Source organism: Peptoniphilus stercorisuis, from assembly GCF_017874395.1.
GTDB lineage: Bacteria > Bacillota > Clostridia > Tissierellales > Peptoniphilaceae > Anaerosphaera > Anaerosphaera stercorisuis.
Genome location: NZ_JAGGLJ010000001.1, coordinates 125,658 through 144,455, shown reverse-complemented (window position 1 = coordinate 144,455; position 18,798 = coordinate 125,658). Strand labels below are relative to the sequence as shown.

17 protein-coding genes, 1 pseudogene, 1 riboswitch and 1 other annotated feature are annotated in these 18,798 nt (G+C 27.2%); of the genes and pseudogenes, 1 reads left to right on the top strand and 17 read right to left on the bottom strand.

From position 1 onward, the window contains the following. Position 1: 1 nt before the first annotated feature. From J2Z71_RS00710 to rpoN, 9 genes are all read right to left on the bottom strand, one after another. A complete protein-coding gene (locus J2Z71_RS00710; RefSeq protein WP_210059929.1) occupies positions 2-1,768 on the bottom strand; it encodes a V-type ATP synthase subunit A in 1,767 nt (588 codons plus the stop codon). Continuing rightward, a complete protein-coding gene (locus J2Z71_RS00705; RefSeq protein ID WP_210059928.1) occupies positions 1,765-2,391 on the bottom strand; it encodes a hypothetical protein in 627 nt (208 codons plus the stop codon). Before J2Z71_RS00705 ends, J2Z71_RS00710 begins: the two co-directional genes overlap by 4 nt. Positions 2,392-2,404: 13 nt before the next feature. After that, positions 2,405-2,713, bottom strand: a complete 309-nt coding sequence (locus J2Z71_RS00700) for a V-type ATP synthase subunit F (RefSeq protein ID WP_210059927.1) — start codon at positions 2,711-2,713, stop codon at positions 2,405-2,407. Next, positions 2,713-3,132, bottom strand: a complete 420-nt coding sequence (locus tag J2Z71_RS00695; protein WP_210059926.1) for an ATP synthase subunit C — start codon at positions 3,130-3,132, stop codon at positions 2,713-2,715. The genes J2Z71_RS00700 and J2Z71_RS00695 overlap by 1 nt, the downstream gene beginning before the upstream one ends. Before the next feature lies 1 nt (position 3,133). Beyond that, the gene (locus tag J2Z71_RS00690) at positions 3,134-5,083 is read right to left on the bottom strand and encodes a V-type ATP synthase subunit I (RefSeq protein WP_210059925.1); all 1,950 of its coding nucleotides are present in this window, start codon (positions 5,081-5,083) and stop codon (positions 3,134-3,136) included. After that, positions 5,083-6,120, bottom strand: a complete 1,038-nt coding sequence (locus tag J2Z71_RS00685) for a V-type ATPase subunit (protein WP_210059924.1) — start codon at positions 6,118-6,120, stop codon at positions 5,083-5,085. Before J2Z71_RS00685 ends, J2Z71_RS00690 begins: the two co-directional genes overlap by 1 nt. Before the next feature lies 1 nt (position 6,121). Next, complete coding sequence (locus J2Z71_RS00680) at positions 6,122-6,442, bottom strand: hypothetical protein (RefSeq protein ID WP_210059923.1); 321 nt, start codon at positions 6,440-6,442, stop codon at positions 6,122-6,124. Between the two features lie 287 nt (positions 6,443-6,729). Next, a complete protein-coding gene (locus J2Z71_RS00675) occupies positions 6,730-7,320 on the bottom strand; it encodes a glycoside hydrolase family 73 protein (RefSeq protein ID WP_210059922.1) in 591 nt (196 codons plus the stop codon). After that, entirely contained in the window at positions 7,313-8,623 is a 1,311-nt protein-coding gene (gene rpoN, locus J2Z71_RS00670) for an RNA polymerase factor sigma-54 (protein WP_210059921.1), read from the bottom strand. Before rpoN ends, J2Z71_RS00675 begins: the two co-directional genes overlap by 8 nt. Positions 8,624-8,836: 213 nt before the next feature. Here rpoN and hutG point away from each other — a divergent pair, with 213 nt between their 5' ends. Beyond that, a complete protein-coding gene (gene hutG / locus J2Z71_RS00665; protein ID WP_210059920.1) occupies positions 8,837-9,853 on the top strand; it encodes a formimidoylglutamase in 1,017 nt (338 codons plus the stop codon). An 8-nt stretch (positions 9,854-9,861) separates the two neighbouring features. Here hutG and J2Z71_RS00660 read toward each other — a convergent pair whose 3' ends face one another. The 8 genes and pseudogenes from J2Z71_RS00660 to J2Z71_RS00625 form a co-directional block, all read right to left on the bottom strand. Beyond that, on the bottom strand, positions 9,862-11,040 hold the full coding sequence (locus J2Z71_RS00660) for a cation:proton antiporter (RefSeq protein WP_210059919.1): 1,179 nt from the start codon (positions 11,038-11,040) through the stop codon (positions 9,862-9,864). A gap of 41 nt (positions 11,041-11,081) precedes the next feature. Beyond that, positions 11,082-11,152: riboswitch (Fluoride riboswitch) on the bottom strand. A 27-nt stretch (positions 11,153-11,179) separates the two neighbouring features. After that, positions 11,180-12,517, bottom strand: coding sequence for a branched-chain amino acid transport system II carrier protein (gene brnQ, locus J2Z71_RS00655; RefSeq protein WP_210059918.1), 1,338 nt, complete (start codon positions 12,515-12,517; stop codon positions 11,180-11,182). 137 nt (positions 12,518-12,654) lie between these two features. Beyond that, positions 12,655-12,888: a binding site (T-box leader), on the bottom strand. Between the two features lie 65 nt (positions 12,889-12,953). After that, a pseudogene (locus tag J2Z71_RS00650) lies at positions 12,954-13,465 on the bottom strand (ClbS/DfsB family four-helix bundle protein). A gap of 56 nt (positions 13,466-13,521) precedes the next feature. Further along, positions 13,522-14,046: a GreA/GreB family elongation factor gene (locus tag J2Z71_RS09040; RefSeq protein ID WP_210059917.1), complete on the bottom strand. Its 525-nt coding sequence runs from the start codon at positions 14,044-14,046 to the stop codon at positions 13,522-13,524. A 90-nt stretch (positions 14,047-14,136) separates the two neighbouring features. Continuing rightward, positions 14,137-15,474 (bottom strand): branched-chain amino acid transport system II carrier protein, encoded by a 1,338-nt coding sequence (gene brnQ / locus J2Z71_RS00640; protein WP_210059916.1) that lies wholly within the window; start codon positions 15,472-15,474, stop codon positions 14,137-14,139. Between the two features lie 154 nt (positions 15,475-15,628). Beyond that, positions 15,629-16,993, bottom strand: a complete 1,365-nt coding sequence (locus J2Z71_RS00635) for a cyclic 2,3-diphosphoglycerate synthase (protein ID WP_210059915.1) — start codon at positions 16,991-16,993, stop codon at positions 15,629-15,631. Positions 16,994-17,517: 524 nt separating this feature from the next. Next, positions 17,518-18,054, bottom strand: a complete 537-nt coding sequence (locus J2Z71_RS00630; protein WP_210059914.1) for a GreA/GreB family elongation factor — start codon at positions 18,052-18,054, stop codon at positions 17,518-17,520. A 100-nt stretch (positions 18,055-18,154) separates the two neighbouring features. Beyond that, positions 18,155-18,760 carry a helix-turn-helix domain-containing protein gene (locus tag J2Z71_RS00625; protein WP_210059913.1) on the bottom strand — a complete coding sequence of 202 codons (606 nt, stop codon included), beginning with the start codon at positions 18,758-18,760 and terminating at the stop codon, positions 18,155-18,157. Between the last annotated feature and the right edge of the window lie 38 nt (positions 18,761-18,798).

Sequence of the window (18,798 nt, the reverse complement as noted above, 5' to 3'; positions counted from 1 at the left end):
CCTACTGTATATATTTAACTTCAAGATTATTATAATAAGCTCTAATCTTGTTGTTAAGTTCTACAAACTTAGAAAGTTCGTCATTTTCAATATCGTATTTCATATTTATTACATCAGCATATATTTTATCATTTCTTATTTTTGAAATTGGAATTGCATGTGATACTGCATCTTTTCCACATTCATATAGAAGATCAATTGTCTTTAGCATTTCAAATTGTTTTTCTAATGGAACAAAAGTATCTATTTTGTTAAAGGCATTTTGTTGTAAAAATGCAACTTTTACTATACGACATATTTCAAGCACAAGTCTTTGATCATCTGGAAGCACATCTTCACCAACTAGCATTACTATTTCATTTAATTTTGATTCTTGATGTAATAAATCTAAAAATTTAGATCTTAATGCTGGAAGATCTCCATCAAGTCTTAAATCATAATAATTTTTAAGTTGTGCAATATATTCTGAATAAGAATCCATCCAGTTTATAGCTGGATAATGTCTTGCATAGGCAAGTTCCTTATCAAGAGCTAAAAATACATTGACAAATCTCTTAGTATTTTCTGTAACTGGTTCAGAAAAATCTCCACCTGCAGGTGATACAGCACCAATTAATGTTACTGATCCTTCTTTTCCTGAAAGTGCATTTACATAACCTGCTCTTTCATAAAACTGTGCAATTCTAGATGGCAAATATGCAGGATATCCTTCCTCTGCTGGCATTTCTTCAAGACGACCCGATATTTCACGCAGTGCCTCAGCCCAACGAGATGTTGAATCTCCCATAAGTGCTACATGATATCCTTGATCTCTAAAATATTCTGCCATTGTAACTCCTGTATATATAGAAGCTTCACGAGCTGCTACTGGCATATTTGAAGTATTTGCAATTAATATAGTTCTATCCATTAGAGGTTTTCCAGTATTTGGATCAATTAGTTTTGGAAAATCTTCAAGAACTTCTGTCATTTCATTTCCACGCTCTCCACATCCAATATATACAATAATATCTGCATCACAATATTTTGCTATTTGATGCTGAGTCATTGTCTTACCAGTTCCAAATCCTCCTGGAATTGCAGTTGTTCCACCCTTTGCTATTGGGAAAAACACATCAAAAACTCTTTGTCCTGTAACTAATAAACGATCAATAGGAAGTCTTTCTTTAGATTTTCTTGGCACACGCACTGGCCACATTTGATACATTTTTAAATTGTGAATTTTTCCTAAATCATCTTTTACCTCAACAAGATCTCTTTCAATATTATATTTTCCGTCTTCAACTTTTTTAGTTACAATTCCATTTACTCCAATTGGAACTAAAAGTCTATGGGTTATAATATCTGTTTCTGGAACTTCACCAAAGATTTCTCCTTCATGAACTCTATCTCCAATATTTACATTTATTTTAGTATCCCAAAGTTTTTCTTCATCTAGAGATATAAGTCCAATTCCCTCTGGCATAAAATTTCCATGTTCAGCTTTTATCTTATTTAATGGCCTTTGTATTCCATCAAACATATTTGATATCATACCAGGTCCAAGTTTTACAGAAAGTGGTGATCCAGTTGATATTATCTTCTCATCTCGTTTAAGTCCCGAAGTTTCCTCATAAACTTGAACAGTTCCAAGATCCCCTTTAATTGATATTACTTCACCAATTAATTTTTTATCTCCAACTACAACCATTTCTCTAAGTTTAAAGTCCTTCATATTTTTTCCAATTACAACAGGACCATTTATACTTTTAATTAATCCACTTTTCAAGCTTGCTCACCTTCTTTTCTAAGTGAAAAGTCTAGAAGCTTTCCAATTTCATATTTTTTGTCCTCTATTTTTTCTTTTAAAGAAGAGTCAATATTATAAGTTTTTTGCTCATCAGAAACAATAAAACCACCTAGAAGATTACTGTCTAATTCCTCATAAATAAAATTAATATCTCGTCCATTAGTTAAAGATATAAGTTCATTAAAAAGTTTATCTTTATCACTAATTGTAAGTTTTAAAATATAATTTCCATCATCAAGTTCTTCAAGAAGAGTTCTAAATTTATCTTTTTCAAACTCTATATATTCATCAGTACTAGTAAATTCCAAAACTTTTTTCTCAAGTTCTTCAATTAGTTTTTTTCTAAGTTCTTCTGTCTTTTGAAGTTCAGCTATTCGCTTATCTTCAGCAACCTTACCTAAAATTTCATATTTTCTTTTTTTAGCAAGACTAGTTCTTCTTTTTATTATTTCATCTGAATTTTTTTCAAGTTCAACTTTTTTCTTTTCAATTTCTTCTTCACATTGTTTTTTTACTTCATCTAATTTTAATTCACATTCACGTTCTTTTGTCTTATATACAATTTTGTTGAACATTTCCAACTTATTTTCAAGTAAAATCATAAATCATCCCTCATTATCCTACTTTAACTCCTATGGATTCTTTTATATATTTAAGGATAAAGTCCTTGTCCTTTAGTCCACCTTTATCAGGAATAGTAACTACTAAAGGGAGCTTTTTTGAGAGTTTTACCTTTATTACTTCTTCTTCTATTTCTTTAAAATCACTTTCAGTTAGAATTATTATTCCTAAATTTTCATAATCTTTGTAGATTTTAAAGTTTTTCTCTAGCTCTTCTAAATCCTTACAATACACCCCTTCAATTCCTGCAAGTCGTATACCTGCAAGTATATCCATACTTCTAGATATCATTAATGATCTCATTATAATCTTCCAAGAATAATTATTGAGATGATTAGTCCATAAATAGCAATACCTTCTGCAAGTCCAATAAATATTAGAGTTTTACCTAAGAATGAAGGGTCTTCTGATACAGCTCCTATTGCAGATGAACCTACGCTACCTACGGCAATACCAGCTCCAAGTGCTGCAAGTCCTGTTGAAAGTGCTGCTCCTAAAAATCCCATTCCACTAGCAGAATCACTTGCACCAGCTGCTGTTACAGCTTGAGGTATTACTGTTACAAGGGCAAAAGCTATAGTTGGAATAAAGGCAAATAAATTAACTTTCATAACTTTTTTTAATTTTTTCTTATTTGCTTCAGTTCCTTTATATACAAGATAAAATCCTGTTGCTATAGTAAATAGCACAATTAGTGATGATAATATTAGTACTTTTTCCATATTAATTCTCCTTTAATTTAACTTTTGCAGGTTCAAACTTATATCCATCGCCTGTAAAATATTTACTAAATAATTCATAATATTCAAGTCTTAAACTTTGAATAAATACAATTAGACCTTCAAGTCCAATAATTATTATATTTCCTACTAAAAGTACAATAAAGTTTCCTGCACTATTCCCAATCATTTCTCCTAAAGTTTGAAATGCAAGGAAAAGTCCAACGTGGTTTATTGCAAATGCTCCAACTCTTATAAATGAAATAATATTACTTAATATTGAAATCAATGTCTCAAGTAATGAGAAAGATCCTTCTATATAATATCCACCCTTATCATTGTTGGGATATGATATTTTTTGTTTTGATAATTTTTGATAAAGTGGTCTTTTAAATATCATTAATACAAGAGATATTAAAATTATTATTCCTGCTACAGAATTTGGAAGAAGTCCCTTTTTAGCAACTAAATTAAGCCCAATATTAATCATTGATAAAAATATTAAAAATCCTGCAATTCCATCTTTTCCAAAAACTGCCTCTTCAACTTCATTATTTCTAATCTTATTAACAAATCCTAATACATAGGCAATTACTAATAATAAAACTCCAAAACCAACTGATATTCCAAGCACTTGATTTATATTTTCAAAGGGTCTCATCCATACTGCTGGAAGAATCTCTTCTGATCCAAAAACCGAACCATATAAAACGCCAAATACCATTGATGACAATCCAAGACATCTTAAAAGTGCGCCAAAACCATCATTTCCTTTCTTAGATAAAATTAATCCACCTAAGAAAAATATAGCCCCTTGACCTAAATCACCAAACATTGCTCCAAATAAAACCATATATGTCAAACCTAGAAACACTGTTGGATCAAGCTCTTTGTAATTTGGTGTACCATACATATTTATTAGTAGTTCAAAGGGTTTAAAAAAATTTCTATTTTTAAGTTTCGTTGGAGGAGTTATCTTCATCTCCTCAGGTGTTCTAAAATCAAGAGATAAATCATCATATTCCATCAAAACTTTCTTCATATCATCAATATCTGATACAGCAATCCATCCTGATAAATAGAAAAATTTATTTGATCTTGCCATAGATTTTTTAACTTCTTCAATCTTTTCATTTAGAAGCATTCTAGCAAGTATCTTCTTTAACTCATCTTCTTTTTCATTAATAAGACTATCTCTATAATCCTCTATTTCTTTTTTCTCTTTTAGTAAAGCTTCTTTTTCCTTAGAAAGCCCCCCTAAAATATCCTCAGCAGTTCCCTTATTTTTTCCAAGTATATCTACATCAATCCAATTTAAACTCTTTAAAACTCTGTCAATTTCATTTGAAACTTCATTTGGATATATAGCAAGATATACCTCATTATTTTCAATAGTTGCTGTATGATAAATCATAGCTAGAATATTTCCATAATTTTTCTTAAATCTAAATCTAGCTTCCTTATCTAAAATTCCAAACCTTGCTGTAAAATATTTTAAATTTGCAAGATCCGATAGATCAATTTCAACATTTCTAAAAAGATCGTAATTGCTTTCTATACCTTCAGTCTTTTTAATTTCTTTATTAATATAATCTAATCTATCAATTTTTACCTTTAAATCATTGTAAAACTTATCAAAATCAAAGTTCTCCTTTAAATCTCCTATATACTTATCTTCAATTGATTTAAAAGAGAAAAAATTCATAAGTTCCCTTGCTCTTTTTACTATAAGCTCCTTAGAACTATCCTTTTCAAAAGGCGAAACATAGTTAAGTTCAATTGTTTTTTCAATATTTTCTTCACTTTCAAGATTAAAAGCAAAGGCATTAGAGTCAATTTCAAGTTGTGAATTAATAATATTTACAGATTTTAATCTTAAAATGTCAATAATAACATTGTCCATATAAGATAGATCTCCTACAACATTCATCATTTTCATTTTTTCTACTGCCACTAAATTTCACTTCCTTTATAACTTCTTACTAAGTATTTAAGTGTTTCCTCAAAGGAAATATTAAATCTTGTCGTTTCCATAATTGCACTTATATCTTTAATTTCTGCATCTAAAAGAACTATATAAGAAAGAAGCTTTCCCATAGTAAAAGTGCTTTTTGAAAATTCTTTTTTTGCAATATAATATAAATATCTATTTGACCTTCTATCCATATAAATATCAGTATTTGTAGCATCAAATAAAAATTTGTATTCAGTATTTAAAATTTTATTTACAAACTCATCTAAATTTTCTGAATAACACAATTCTCTTAAATCATCATATTTTAGATTACAACCTCCAAATATGCAAAAATTAATTAACTCCTCTGGCAAAAGTTTGTAATATTTAAGACCTCTATAAATCCAAATAATATTTAATAAATCAATTTTTTTACCTAAAATATTTTTAACTGCAATCTTGTCATCATTAGCAAAACCCTTAGAAATATTTACTAGATTTGAATAATATAATCTATCTAAATTCATCTCCATATAAAAAAGTATTACATCATTTTCCTCCTCTTGATAACTTTGGAGCACTCTGTAATACTTAGTGTTTTTTAGCGAATTAATAAAGGTTGGTATATCTGTTGAAGAGTCAATTTTAAAATTCGGATCATTATTCATAATTACAAACTTTGAACTTAAATCTTCATAACCTTGATTTCTTTGCAAAACCCTTAGAACTTTTTTAATATCTGCAATCTCAAATTCTAATAATAATGCATTTATATATTTCTTATAATCATCTGTTAAATAATGAGATAATTTTCTAATTTGAGTTAGCTTATATTTTTGCAAACTAAGTTCTGCTTCATCAGTTCTATTATGGGGAATAAGAAGTTCTCCTATTTCAGAATTATCCTTTAGATAATTTACTATTTCATTTACATTATCTAAATGAGCTAAATTAATATAATCAGTATCATCTAAAAAATTAGAATACATCTTGTCAATTTTGGCATTTACTGCAGAAAATCTCACAATACTTCTCATACTATTCTTCCTTACCTAAAATAAATCTATTAAAGGCCTCTTCAAGTAAAATTTCTTTATTTTTTTCAAATAAAACATCTACTTTTTTTAAAGATTCTTCATTTTCAGATTTTCTTTTATCCACCTTTTCTTCTGCCTCTTTTAAGATTTCATCAAATTTTTCTTGAGCTATTTTTTTAGCTCTTTCATTTGATTTATTTTCCATATCTGTAAGAGTTACTCTTAAATCTTCCCAATCTTTTTCAATTTGAATTTCCGTCCTCTCTGTAATGTCCTGAGTTTTTTTGTCAATCTCTAAGATACCTTCAATTCTTTCTTTCAAAATATCCCTTCTTTCTAAATTAATCAGGGTTTTAATATTACGTCGATATATTTTATACCTCATTTACAAAAAAAGAAACTCCTAGAAAGCGCATTCTTGCACATTTTAGAAAACTTTCAAAAACATGTTACTGTATTAATAATATAAATAAGTACATAACTAAAGTTTAGTCCCAAAAAAAATTTCTCTATAACCAATAAAAAAAATAAAAGGCTAAATATAGCTATTCTATATAAACCTCTTATTCCTTATTTTAATAATCTTTTTTAGTTTTTTTGTTTAATATCCTAATCTAACTCATCTAAATCATGAGATTCTATAATTATTATAATTTTTTCTGCATACTTTGGATCAGTTGCATATCCACATTTTTTAATTGCATAAGCTGCTTGCTTATAATCCTTTGCATCTCTTACTGCTTCATATCTAGGTGCTGTTCCTATTAAAAGTCCATAGTGCTCAAAAGATTCATTAATAGAAGTATATTCCCTAAAGGGCTGATTAATTTTTATTTCTTTTCCCTTTACAAACTCAGAAGTCATTAAATCCTTTGAATTTGAACTACTATTTGATTTTATTCCAAAATAATTATTATAATCACTTGAAAGCCCCGAAGTCCCCCAGCTACTTTCCAAGGCAGATTGTGCCAAAACTACACTTGGAAATAAATCATATTTTTTTGCAACTTTTATTGCAATTGGCTTTGCCATATTAATATATTCATCTCTATAATCAACTGGCTCTGAATAATTTCTATCCTTATTTTTATTAAAAATTAAACTTAAAAATACAATAAATATTACACTAAAAAAGAAAACTCTATTTATTTTTCTCTTTTTAGTATTTCTTCTTCTTCTTTTTTTAACTCTCTTATCCATTAAAATCCTTTCTAAGAGATGTAGACAATATATTCATCTCAGTTCTGTATTTTGCTACAGTTCTTCTTTTTATATCTATGCCCTTATTATTTAAAATATCTGCAATTTTTTGATCAGAAAGTGGCTTTTTCTTATTTTCATTATTTATAATATCTAATATTTCCTTTGATATGTAATCCTTTGATATATTATTATTATTAGATTTTAAACCACTTTGGAAAAAGTAATTTAGAGGATAAATACCCTTTTCACATTGTAAATATTTATTTTTTGTAACTCTTGAAATTGTAGATTCAGAATAATCAGTTAAATCAGCAATATCTTTTAAAGTCATAATTTTAAGTGGATCATTTTTTACAAAAAACTCTTTTTGAAAATCTATAATTTCACCTATTACAATTTTAATAGTATTATTTCTTTGATTAATTGCATTTATTAAAAAACTTGCAGAATTAAACTTATTATCTAAATATTTTTTTGTACTATCATCTATATTTTCACTCATAAGATCTTTATAGTAATTATTAACTGATAAATCAGGGTTAAAACCATCTTTAAAACTTAAAATTACCCTCTCATCTTTTACATCTACAAAAAAATCAGGACTAATATATTCCGTTGAAGTATTATCAGTTAGATACCCAGAAGATGGTATTGGATTTAAAGACTTTATAATTTTTATTTTACTTTGTACTTCTTCAATAGTTATATTTAAAGACTTAGAAATAATATCTAATTTATTTTTTGCTATATCTTCTAAATAGTCCTCAATTAAAACAACTAATTTTTCATCACTATTATCTACTTGAGCAAGTAAACAATCCCTTAGATTTGCTGATGCGACACCTCTTGGCTCAAATTGTTTAATAATATTTAAAATTTTTTCTACATCTTTTTTATTTATCTTTAAACAATCACTGATTTCATCTATTGTCATTCTTAAATAGCCATCATCATCAATATTTTCTATTATAAAATATCCTATATTTAATTCTTTTTTGCTTAAATCTAAAGCAGTAAGTTGTTCAAATAAATAATCAACTAATAATAAATCCTTTGCAATATAATTTTCAAAACTCTCTAGCTCATCAGAAGAGAAATTTTTACTATATCCCTTTTTTGAATCTGTATTTTTAAAATCTTTACTAGTTGGACTATAATCAATCATGATATTGTTTTCCGACTCTTTACTAAGATAAGAATTTAACTCATCAGTATTATATTCTAAAAGTGTAATTGCAGAAATAAGTTCAGTACTTAATTTTAATTCCTGTATTTGATTAATATTTAAATCTAATCCCATAGCTATCACCGAGTATATTATAACATGATAAAATACTATATTATCTAATATTCTTCTCTTCTTAATTAAATTTTTATTACATAGATTATATCAATAAATATCTATATAATTCCTAAAGAAATTCTTAAAAATTCCTTAAATAAAGTATTTTTCTATGTTTTTCTATTAATGTATACTATAAATAGTACATATTTAATATAAAAGGAGTTTAAAATGTTTAATAATAATTATGAAGTAGCAAGTAAAGATTTTTGGCAAGGCAGAATAGATAGTGAAACTGATTTTGATTCATTTAGATGGCATCAATGGGTTCAGTTTATAGATTTAAAAGATGAAAACTTAAAGCCCTTTAGTGAAAAACTTGGATTTTGTTTTTTAGGTTTTAGTAGTGACTATGGTATAGAACTTAACAAAGGAAGAGTGGGAGCAGCACTTGGACCTGAAAGTATAAGAAAAGAACTTTCAAATCTTCCCTGCCATTTTTCTGAAGATACTATGCTCTATGATGCAGGAAATATAAGTGTTGAATCCTTAAGTCTTGATGAAGCTCAAGAACTATTAAAAAAAGCAGTATCTAAAATACTATCCCTTAACTTATTTCCAATACTTCTTGGAGGAGGACATGGCATTGCCTTTGGACATTATAAAGGAATAATAGATTACTTTAAAAATAAAAAAGAAATGAAAAATCTAGGAATTATAAACTTTGATGCACATTTTGATCTACGTCCCTATGAAAATGGCGGAAACTCTGGCACAATGTTTAGACAAATTCACGACTTAGCAGAAGAAGAAAATTTAAACTATTCATACTTTTGTCTAGGAATTCAAAAGCATTCTAATACTAGAAATTTATTTAAAACAGCAGATGAATACAATGTAAAATATATACTTGCAAAGGACCTATTAAGTAGCGACTATTATAATACCTTTGAAGAACTAGATGACTTTATAAGAAAACAAGACCATCTATATATTACAATTTGTTCCGATGTATTTTCATCAGCCTTTGCACCAGGAGTATCAGCACCTCAACCTCTTGGACTCGATCCTGAAATTGCACTTATTCTATTAAAACACATACTATCTTCTGAAAAAGCAATTAGTTTTGATATAGCAGAAGTATCACCTAGATTTGATCAAGACAATATTACATCAAATCTTGCATCAGTTATAATATTTACACTTGTTACAACACTTAATAGAATATACGACAAAAGTGCTATATAGCGCTTTTTTTAATCCTTAATCAACAATTTTTTATAACTAAAATCTATTAATTTTGCAAAAATAGGTGCTGTAAATAAAATAGCAAATACCCCAACAGTTAAAATAGTCTCTCCACTAGAAATCCCCATAGAAAGTGGAATAGAAGAAATCGCCGCTTGAACAGTTGCCTTTGGCATATAGGAAATTGTAGTAAATAATCTTTCTTTCTTATTTAAATCACTTTTTAAAATTGCAATATTTACACCAATTGCTCTAAATATAAGCCCAAATATTATTACAATAAGTGGAAGATAAGATAATTTAAAAGCATAGGAAATATTTACACTTGCTCCAACAAGTACAAATAATAAAATCTCTGCAAAAACCCAAATACTAGAAAAAGACTTAGACAAATCCCTTGCAATAGATTCACTTTTTTTCTTTAAACTTGCACTAAAAGCCATTACTGCAATTAGCCCTGAAAAGGGAATAGTTGATTTAATAGTATTTTCAAAAAATAATAATACAAAAGAAATACTAAGTAAAATTAATATCTTTTTTTCATTTATAATATTAAATTTCTTAAATAGAATACTTAAAATATTCCCAAGTATAGATCCAAATAATATTCCAAGTAATATTGAGATTGGAATAGAAATAATACTAAAAATACTTACACTTCCACCAGTTCTAATACTTAAAAGTGCAGTAAATATAACTATTACAAAAATATCATCAACAGATGCTCCAGCCATTATTAAATCAGGAATTCCACTTTTTCTTCCATATCCCTCATCTATTAATTTTAACATCTTTGGAACAACTACAGCAGGTGATACTGCAGCTAAAACTGCTCCTAGAATTAAACTATCTATTGCTGAAATATTTAAAACTTTTGGAGCAATTAAATATATTCCAAAGATTTCAAAAGTAGCTGGCAAAAAACACATTAAAATAGCAGAAATACCAACCTTTCTTAAAATATCTAAATCTAAATTAAGCCCTGCTCTTGTTAATATTACAACTAGTGCAAAAGTCCTAAGTTCTCCAGAAATATTTAAAACTGATTTGTCAATTAAATTAAAACCATAAGGTCCTATAATAATTCCTGCAATTAACATACCTAAAAGACTTGGCAACTTTATCCTTTCAAAAAAACTTCCAAATAATATACCAAATAAAATAATAAGTCCCAAACTAAATAACATAATTACCTCCATTTTGCGCACAAAAAAAGCCAATGATCTCTGCAAAAGCAGAAGTCATTAGCTTATTATCGCGGTTTTGGTTACCATGGGAAACTTCATTCCCAAGATTATTATATATAAATATTAGATTTTGTCAAATTTATTCAACACTTTCTACAAATCCTCTTTGTCTTTGAAGTATTTTTGACAAGATAATACTTACTAAAAAAGTTACTATTGCAGGTATTACCCATCCAAGACTTAAATCTGCAAAGGGAAGTTTCATAAATAAATCATATAATAATGGCACTTTTATATTTAATGCTTTAAAGGCATCTACTAATGAAATCGCCATAGTTACATATATCGTCAAAGTATATACAAGTTTATTTCCATCTAAATACTTATCTAAAAATGATAATAGTACTAGTATTATTGAAACTGGATATATTACAACAAGTAGTGATAAACTATATTTTAATATTGTATTTAATCCAAAATTTGCAAGGACTAAACTTGAAAATGTCCATATTCTCACCCAAGTTCTATAAGATAATCTATTTTTAAATAAATTTGTAAAATAAGCTGAACATGATGTAATAAGCCCTACACTTGTAGTAAGACAAGCAAGTGTAAATATTACAGCTACAAGGATTGCTCCAAAATCTCCTAATAAATATTTTGATACTTCTCTTAATACCTCTGCTCCATTTGCAGTATTTGGAAATAATGATGTACTTCTTGCACCTATTATTGCAAGCATTAAATATATAATCATTAATATACTTCCTGCAAGTATTCCTGATTTAGTTGCAATTGATAATATTTTTCTATCATCACTTATATTAAATTTTGAAATAGTAAGATATATTACAAATCCAAAATTAAGTGCAGCAACAGCATCCATTGTATTATATCCATCTAAAAATCCACTTACTGCAGGATTTTTGCTATATTCCCCAATTGGAGCTGTAAAACTTGGCATTTCTTTAAATAAAGATACTACAAATAAAAATAAAATTAAAGTTAAAAGAGTTGGTGTAAGTATTTTTCCCATTCTCTCTACAAGTTTATTTGGATTTAAGGAAAGCCAATAAGCTATTCCAAAAAATACTAATGTATATATAAGTAATGCTATTTTATTTGAAAAAGTTTCTGGCAGATAGGGTGCTACTGCCATTTCAAAAGGTACACTTCCTGCTCTTGGTATTCCAAGAAGAGGTCCTATTGAAAGATATATTAATACAGTAAATACAGTTGCAAAAACTTTATTTACACGACTTGCAAGATTTTCAAGTCCTTTTGATTTTGCTACTGCTATTACTCCAAGTACTGGAAGAACTACTGCTGTTATACTAAAAAACATCATTACTAAAAGCATATTTGTTCCAGACATTTTCCCTGCCATTGGTGGAAATATTAAATTTCCTGCTCCAAAGAAAAGTGAAAATAACATTAAACTAACCATTATAAATTCTTTTTTTGATAATTTTTCCATTTTTACTCCCTTTCATCAATCATAAATTACTACTTTCTTACATTAGTTATAATCTTGATCAAATCTTGCAAGAGTACAAATAGAAATTGTGAATTAAAATGATTTTGAATAAAAAAAAGCCCTTTGTATTATAAAATACAAAGGGCGAAATATCCGCGTTACCACCTTTATTCCAATTTTCATTGGCTCTTAGCAAGTATCCATCAATACTGTGTTTTTGTAACGGAAAACAAAGCCGTCAAGCCTTACTTTTATTTCAGACTGCTCCTAAGAGATGATTTTCAGTAAATTATATTTTATAGGCTCTCACCAAATGCCCACTCTCTGTAAAAACTTTTATCTACATACTTTTTCTCTATAAAAGGATTTAATTATTGTGATTATAATATACTCTATTAATCATTTTGTCAAGTTATTTTGATAATTATTTAAAATATCAATTTTTTAGTTTTTTCCATTTTCTTATTTTAGTCCTAAAAGTTTTAAAAGGTGCAACTGTATTTATATGTATCCATTTCCATATTGGCCAATTAGATTTCGTACTAGATGCCCATTGTCTTTTGTCTCTTTCAAAAAACTCTTCATCACTTAAATTTTTAACAAGATCAATAATTTTATCTACACTATTATTAAACTCATCTATTAATCCCTCTAAGGAATATTTTTCATACTGTTTATAAAAATCTTCATATAATCCCCTAGATTATTCCATTTATAATCTTTACTTGGAGTTTTTACATCAATTCCCTTTTTATTTTTATCTTCCCAAAAAAGTATTAGATTCATCCAGCCTAGTTGATAGCTAATCATCTGTGCAGGGGTTCTATCTATTTCATCAATTATTATATCTTTTTCATTTTCTTTAATGCTTTCAAATTCATTTATAAAAAGTTCTTTTCGTTTTATTATTTCATCTATTAATTCTTCTTTACTATTATAACTTTGCATATTCCCTCCTTTTTATTATATACCCAAATTAAAATGGAGCATATAAAATGCTCCACTTACAATATTGCTTCTAATGGTGTCCAATCTGTAATTTTACATTGAACATTTTCCCCTGTTTTTAATCTAACAACTTCCCCAATTTGTCGCCCTATTACTGCTTCAGCAAGTGGTGCTTCATGAGATATTCGTCCTTCGATTAAATCTGCTCTTTCTGGCTGTACTATTTCATATTCCTGAATAAAACCATCTGCTAAGTACTTTATTTCAAATGTGTCCCCCACATCTATTCCAGTATTTATTTTTGGTTTTTCTTCTTTAACTTCCTTTTTCTTCTTTTGTAATTCATTTAGTCTTTTTCTAATTCTTTCTTTTTGAATTATAGACTTAATTTCATAGTCGCTTAATTCACGCTCTGTATAATTTTTGCAACCACTACTTGTCTTACATATATCGTGTATTTTACACTCACTTTTTTCAAGAATATATATGCATCTAGATTTATGCCTTCTTCGGTTTTTGTGTTTTAAGCGAACCTTTCCAATAGATTTATTAAATACAAACCCTCCTCTTTTTTTGTTCACTTCACCACTGTAATATGATTATATCACTAAAGATTAGGTAAATGCAAACTTTTAAATAAAAATAAAAAGAGTATATAAAATATACTCTTTTTATTTTGCTACTTTTGCAAATACTTTTTTACTTTTCATTGTCTTAGAAAATACCATTGCCATTGTAAAAGAAATTATCGCTGGCATTACCCAACCTAGATTTAAACTTGCTAGTGGTAAATTCATAAATAAGTCATTTATTACTGGTAATTTAAGATTTAAAACCTTAAATCCATCTACTAAAGAAATAATAAGCACAATATATACTGTTGATCTATAAACTAATTTATCTGATGCAATAAATTTGTTTAAAAGTGACATTGCAATTAATGCTATTGCAACTGGATAAATTACAGTAATTAAAGATGATGTGTATTTTAATATCATATCTAATCCAAAGTTTGCAAGACATAAACTTAATAAAATTAATATTCTAAGCCAAACTTTATAACTTAATTTTTCTTTAAATAAATTTGTAAAAAATGTACTAGTAGATGTTACAAGACCAATACTTATTGTAATACAAGCAAGTGTAAATATAAGTCCTACTATTATAGCTCCAAAATCTCCAAATAAATATCCAGAAACACTACTTAATATTGCAGCTCCATTTTTACTTTCTGGAAATAAACTTGCACTTCTTGCTCCAATTATTGCAAGCATAAAATATACTACCATTAGAAGTGTTCCAGCTATTATTCCTGCTTTTTTAGTTACAGATAAAACTTGTTTTTCATCACCTATATTAAAACTTGCAATAGTTGCATATATTATAAATCCAAAATTTAAAGCTCCTACTGCATCCATTGTATTATATCCATCTAAAAATCCCTGTATTCCTGGATTTGTTCCATATATTCCAACAGGATTACTTGCACTTGGAAGTCCCTTTATTATTGAAGTTGCAAATAAAAGTACTATTAATATAAGTAGTGCAGGTGTTAAAAATTTTCCAATTATGTCTATTAATTTCTTAGGATTTAAAGATAAAAAATAAACTATAGAGAAAAATACTATTGTATATAGTAAAAGTGCTATTCTACTTGGAAATATTTCTGGTAAATATGGTGCTATTGTCATTTCAAAAGGTAAACTTCCAGCTCTTGGAATTCCTAGAAATGGTCCTATGCAAAGATATATACAAACTGTAAAAATAACTGCAAATAAAGGGCTTACTCTTCTTGCTAAATTATCAAGTCCTTTAGTTGTTGAAACAGCTATAACTCCAAGTATTGGAAGAACTACTGCAGTTAATCCAAAACATATCATTACAATAATCATATTTGTTCCAGACATTTTACCTGACATTGGTGGAAATATTAAATTTCCTGCTCCAAAGAAAAAAGAAAAGAGCATTAAACTAACCATTATAAATTCTTTTTTTGATAATTTTTTCATTTTATATACCTCTTTAAATAAATTAATTGTTTTTTTGATAAACAATATTTACCCAAGTTTTTTTAAAATATAGTATCCCAAACTATTTTTTTATAAATTTTTTTAGGTCTATAAAATAAAAAGATAGCTAAGCTATCTTCTTAAAATTATCAAATTATGCAGAGTGACTAAGAACTTTTTCTAGATTGTGTTTTTTTACAAATTCATCTAATACACTTTCTAAGTTTAAATCTCCCTTTTCATCTAAATCATAATAAACCCTTGCAACTGGCTTATTAATATTTATTATTCTAGATAAATCTATTGGAGTTCCAATTATTACAGAATCACAATCTGTATTATTAATTGTCTCTTCAAGGTCCTTAAGTTGTTCTTCACTATATCCCATAGCAGGAAGAAGTGTTCCAATATCTTTATATATTTCAAAAGTTTCAGAAAGTTTTCCAACTGTATATTCCCTTGGATCTACCATTTCCAATGCTCCAAATCTTTCAGCAGCAACAGTTCCTGCTCCAATTTTCATACAGCCATGTGTAAGAGTTGGACCATCTTCTACAACTAAAACTTTTTTACCCTTTATAAGTTCTGGTTTATCAACTGTAATTTTTGATTCAGCACTTATTATTTTTGCATTTTTATTTAAATTATTAATATTTTCTGTAACTATTTCTATTCCCTCTTTTGTTGCAGAATCTATTTTATTTATTATTGCAATATCAGCAGACTTTAAACTTACCTCTCCTGGATAATAGTTAATTTCATCTCCTGGACGAAGGGGATCTACTACTGTAAGTGATAAATCTGGTTTATAAAAAGAGAAGTCATTATTTCCACCATCCCAAAGAATAACATCACATCCATCAGGATCATTTTCTGCTTCTTTTAAGATTTTTTCATAGTCCACTCCTGCATATATTACATTTCCACGAACTATATGAGGCTCATATTCTTCCATTTCTTCAATAGTACAATTGTGTTTTTCAAGATCTGATACTTCTGCAAATCTTTCAACTATTTGATCTTCTAATTTTCCATAAGGCATTGGGTGACGAATTGCTACAACTTTAAGACCTTTTTCCATTAAAATTTCTATTACTTTTCTTGAAGTTTGACTTTTTCCACATCCTGTTCTTACAGCACATACTGAAATTACAGGTTTATTGCTTTTTATCATTGTCTTATTTGGTGCAAGAAGTTTAAAATCAGCTCCAGCTTCATTTACAATTGCACTTATATTCATTAAATCTTTATATTTTATATCACTATATGAAAAAACACATTCATCAACATTATATTCTTTAATAAGTTCTTCTAGCTTATCTTGAGAATAAATTGGTATACCACCTTTATAAAGTTTGCCTGCTAGTTCATAAGGATATTTACGATTATCTATATCAGGAATTTGTGCAGCAGTAAAAGCTACAACATTATAATTTTCATTATCTCTATAATAAGTGTTAAAGTTATGGAAATCTCTACCAGCTGCACCTATTATTATTATATTTTTCTTGCTATACATCTAATCATCTCCTATGTTTTTTAATTTTAAAATAATTGCTAAATACTTTAAAAATTAGAAAATCTGCAGTATAAACTAATTTTTAATATAAAAAAAAGCCCGTCTCAACTAAGAGACGAGCATATTAACCCGTGGTACCACTCTAATTGTATTTCTCCTTTTAAACAAAATTAAAAATACAACTCTTTCAAATTAACGCTTTGATAACGTAATGAGATACTCGAAATTCTTTGTCCCATTCATCTTTGCAACTCTCTTCAAAAATACTTTTGAAATTCTGGCTCTCACCTAATCCAGTTCTCTGTAAAATCTAATCATATATTTACTCTTTGCTTCTTCGATTTTTTTGATATTGCATCCTATCTTACTTGCCAAAGATATTTTTGTCAAGGGATTTTCAAAATGTTTTTTTATTTTCTTTTGTATTTTAAAAATTCCACATTCATTTTTTAGCTTTTAAAATATACAATTAAATTGTTTTTTTATTCAAAATCAACTATTAAAATAGTTCTTTCTCTATCAGTTTAAAGTGTGAATTTATCGCCAATTTCTCTACCTAATAGCTCTTTTGCTATTGGAGAATTAGCATTTATCTTATTATTTAAAATATCTTCATTTTCTAGAACTATCTTGTATAGATCCACTAAATCATCTTCTACATATTTTACTTCTACTAAACTTCCAACTTCTACTGTTTTTCTATATTCATCGTCAATAAAATCTATTTGTTTATTTTGATTTTCTTTTTTCTCTGTTTTTTCTTTTTTTAATTTATTTTCACGATATTTTTCAAACATTTTTCCCACTGTAGCATTATAGAGATTTTTATCCATTTCTTGTTTTGGAATATCACTTTGAATAAGTTCATCATTTATTTCTTTATTTATTTCTTTTTCTTTATAATACTGACAGTGACTACTTCCTATACAACTTTCATATTTTTTGCAATCATATTTATCCACTAAATAAATACATCTTGATTTATGCCTTCTAGAATCATCTTCATCCATTGTCAAATAACCTATGTTATATGGCACTTCTATAAAAGCATTTTTACTCATTTTATACCTCCATTAATTTTCCTCTAAAGATTATAAATTCTATATTCTATTTATCAGATCTAGGAAGTATTTATATTGCAATTAAGTAAATTTTATATATTTATTTAGATTTTTCTATCTCATCAATATAACTATAAACTGTTACACTTTTTATATTCATTCTCTTTGCAACATAGTCAATACTGCCCTTCATATTGAAAATACCCTTATTGTTCATTAACTTAATTTTTTCAATTCTCTCCTTTCTATTTAATTTTTCAACATTTACATCTGACAAAGTTTTGTCTATTAATTTTTCTACTATTTCCACTACATTTTCATCTTTTTCATTAAACTCTCTATAATTTTCTAAATGACTTTCTAAATAATTTAGAGTTTTTATTATTTCTTCTGTTTTAAAATTTATTAAAATACTTCCTATAATTTTCTTCTTTAATTTTATTGGCATAAAAGATGCCTTAATTATTTTTCCATCTTTTGTATAATAAAAGTTTGATTTATATCCCTTATTATCTAAATCTTTTTCTAATATTTTTAATAAATCTTCACTTAGATTCATTCCAATTTCAGTATTTGTAAAATTATTTTTAGATATATAAATAGCTGTATTTTCTAAATTATATATAATTACTTCACAATCACTTCCATAACTTTCTGATAACATTTCTGCAAGTTTTATATAATTTTCTAAATTGTTGTTTTCCATCTTTTCCTCTTCATAGCTTTAATATTTTATTTAATTTT

Excerpts from the sequence above, each read along its gene's own strand:
- J2Z71_RS00705 (WP_210059928.1), bottom strand. The coding sequence starts at position 2,391 with ATGATTTTACTTGAAAATAAGTTGGAAATGTTCAACAAAATTGTATAT.
- J2Z71_RS00700 (WP_210059927.1), bottom strand. The coding sequence starts at position 2,713 with ATGAGATCATTAATGATATCTAGAAGTATGGATATACTTGCAGGTATA.
- J2Z71_RS00695 (WP_210059926.1), bottom strand. The coding sequence starts at position 3,132 with ATGGAAAAAGTACTAATATTATCATCACTAATTGTGCTATTTACTATA.
- J2Z71_RS00685 (WP_210059924.1), bottom strand. The coding sequence starts at position 6,120 with ATGAGAAGTATTGTGAGATTTTCTGCAGTAAATGCCAAAATTGACAAG.
- J2Z71_RS00675 (WP_210059922.1), bottom strand. The coding sequence starts at position 7,320 with ATGGATAAGAGAGTTAAAAAAAGAAGAAGAAGAAATACTAAAAAGAGA.
- rpoN (WP_210059921.1), bottom strand. The coding sequence starts at position 8,623 with ATGGGATTAGATTTAAATATTAATCAAATACAGGAATTAAAATTAAGT.
- hutG (WP_210059920.1), top strand. The coding sequence starts at position 8,837 with ATGTTTAATAATAATTATGAAGTAGCAAGTAAAGATTTTTGGCAAGGC.
- J2Z71_RS00660 (WP_210059919.1), bottom strand. The coding sequence starts at position 11,040 with ATGTTATTTAGTTTGGGACTTATTATTTTATTTGGTATATTATTTGGA.
- brnQ (WP_210059918.1), bottom strand. The coding sequence starts at position 12,517 with ATGGAAAAATTATCAAAAAAAGAATTTATAATGGTTAGTTTAATGTTA.
- brnQ (WP_210059916.1), bottom strand. The coding sequence starts at position 15,474 with ATGAAAAAATTATCAAAAAAAGAATTTATAATGGTTAGTTTAATGCTC.
- J2Z71_RS00635 (WP_210059915.1), bottom strand. The coding sequence starts at position 16,993 with ATGTATAGCAAGAAAAATATAATAATAATAGGTGCAGCTGGTAGAGAT.
- J2Z71_RS00630 (WP_210059914.1), bottom strand. The coding sequence starts at position 18,054 with ATGAGTAAAAATGCTTTTATAGAAGTGCCATATAACATAGGTTATTTG.
- J2Z71_RS00625 (WP_210059913.1), bottom strand. The coding sequence starts at position 18,760 with ATGGAAAACAACAATTTAGAAAATTATATAAAACTTGCAGAAATGTTA.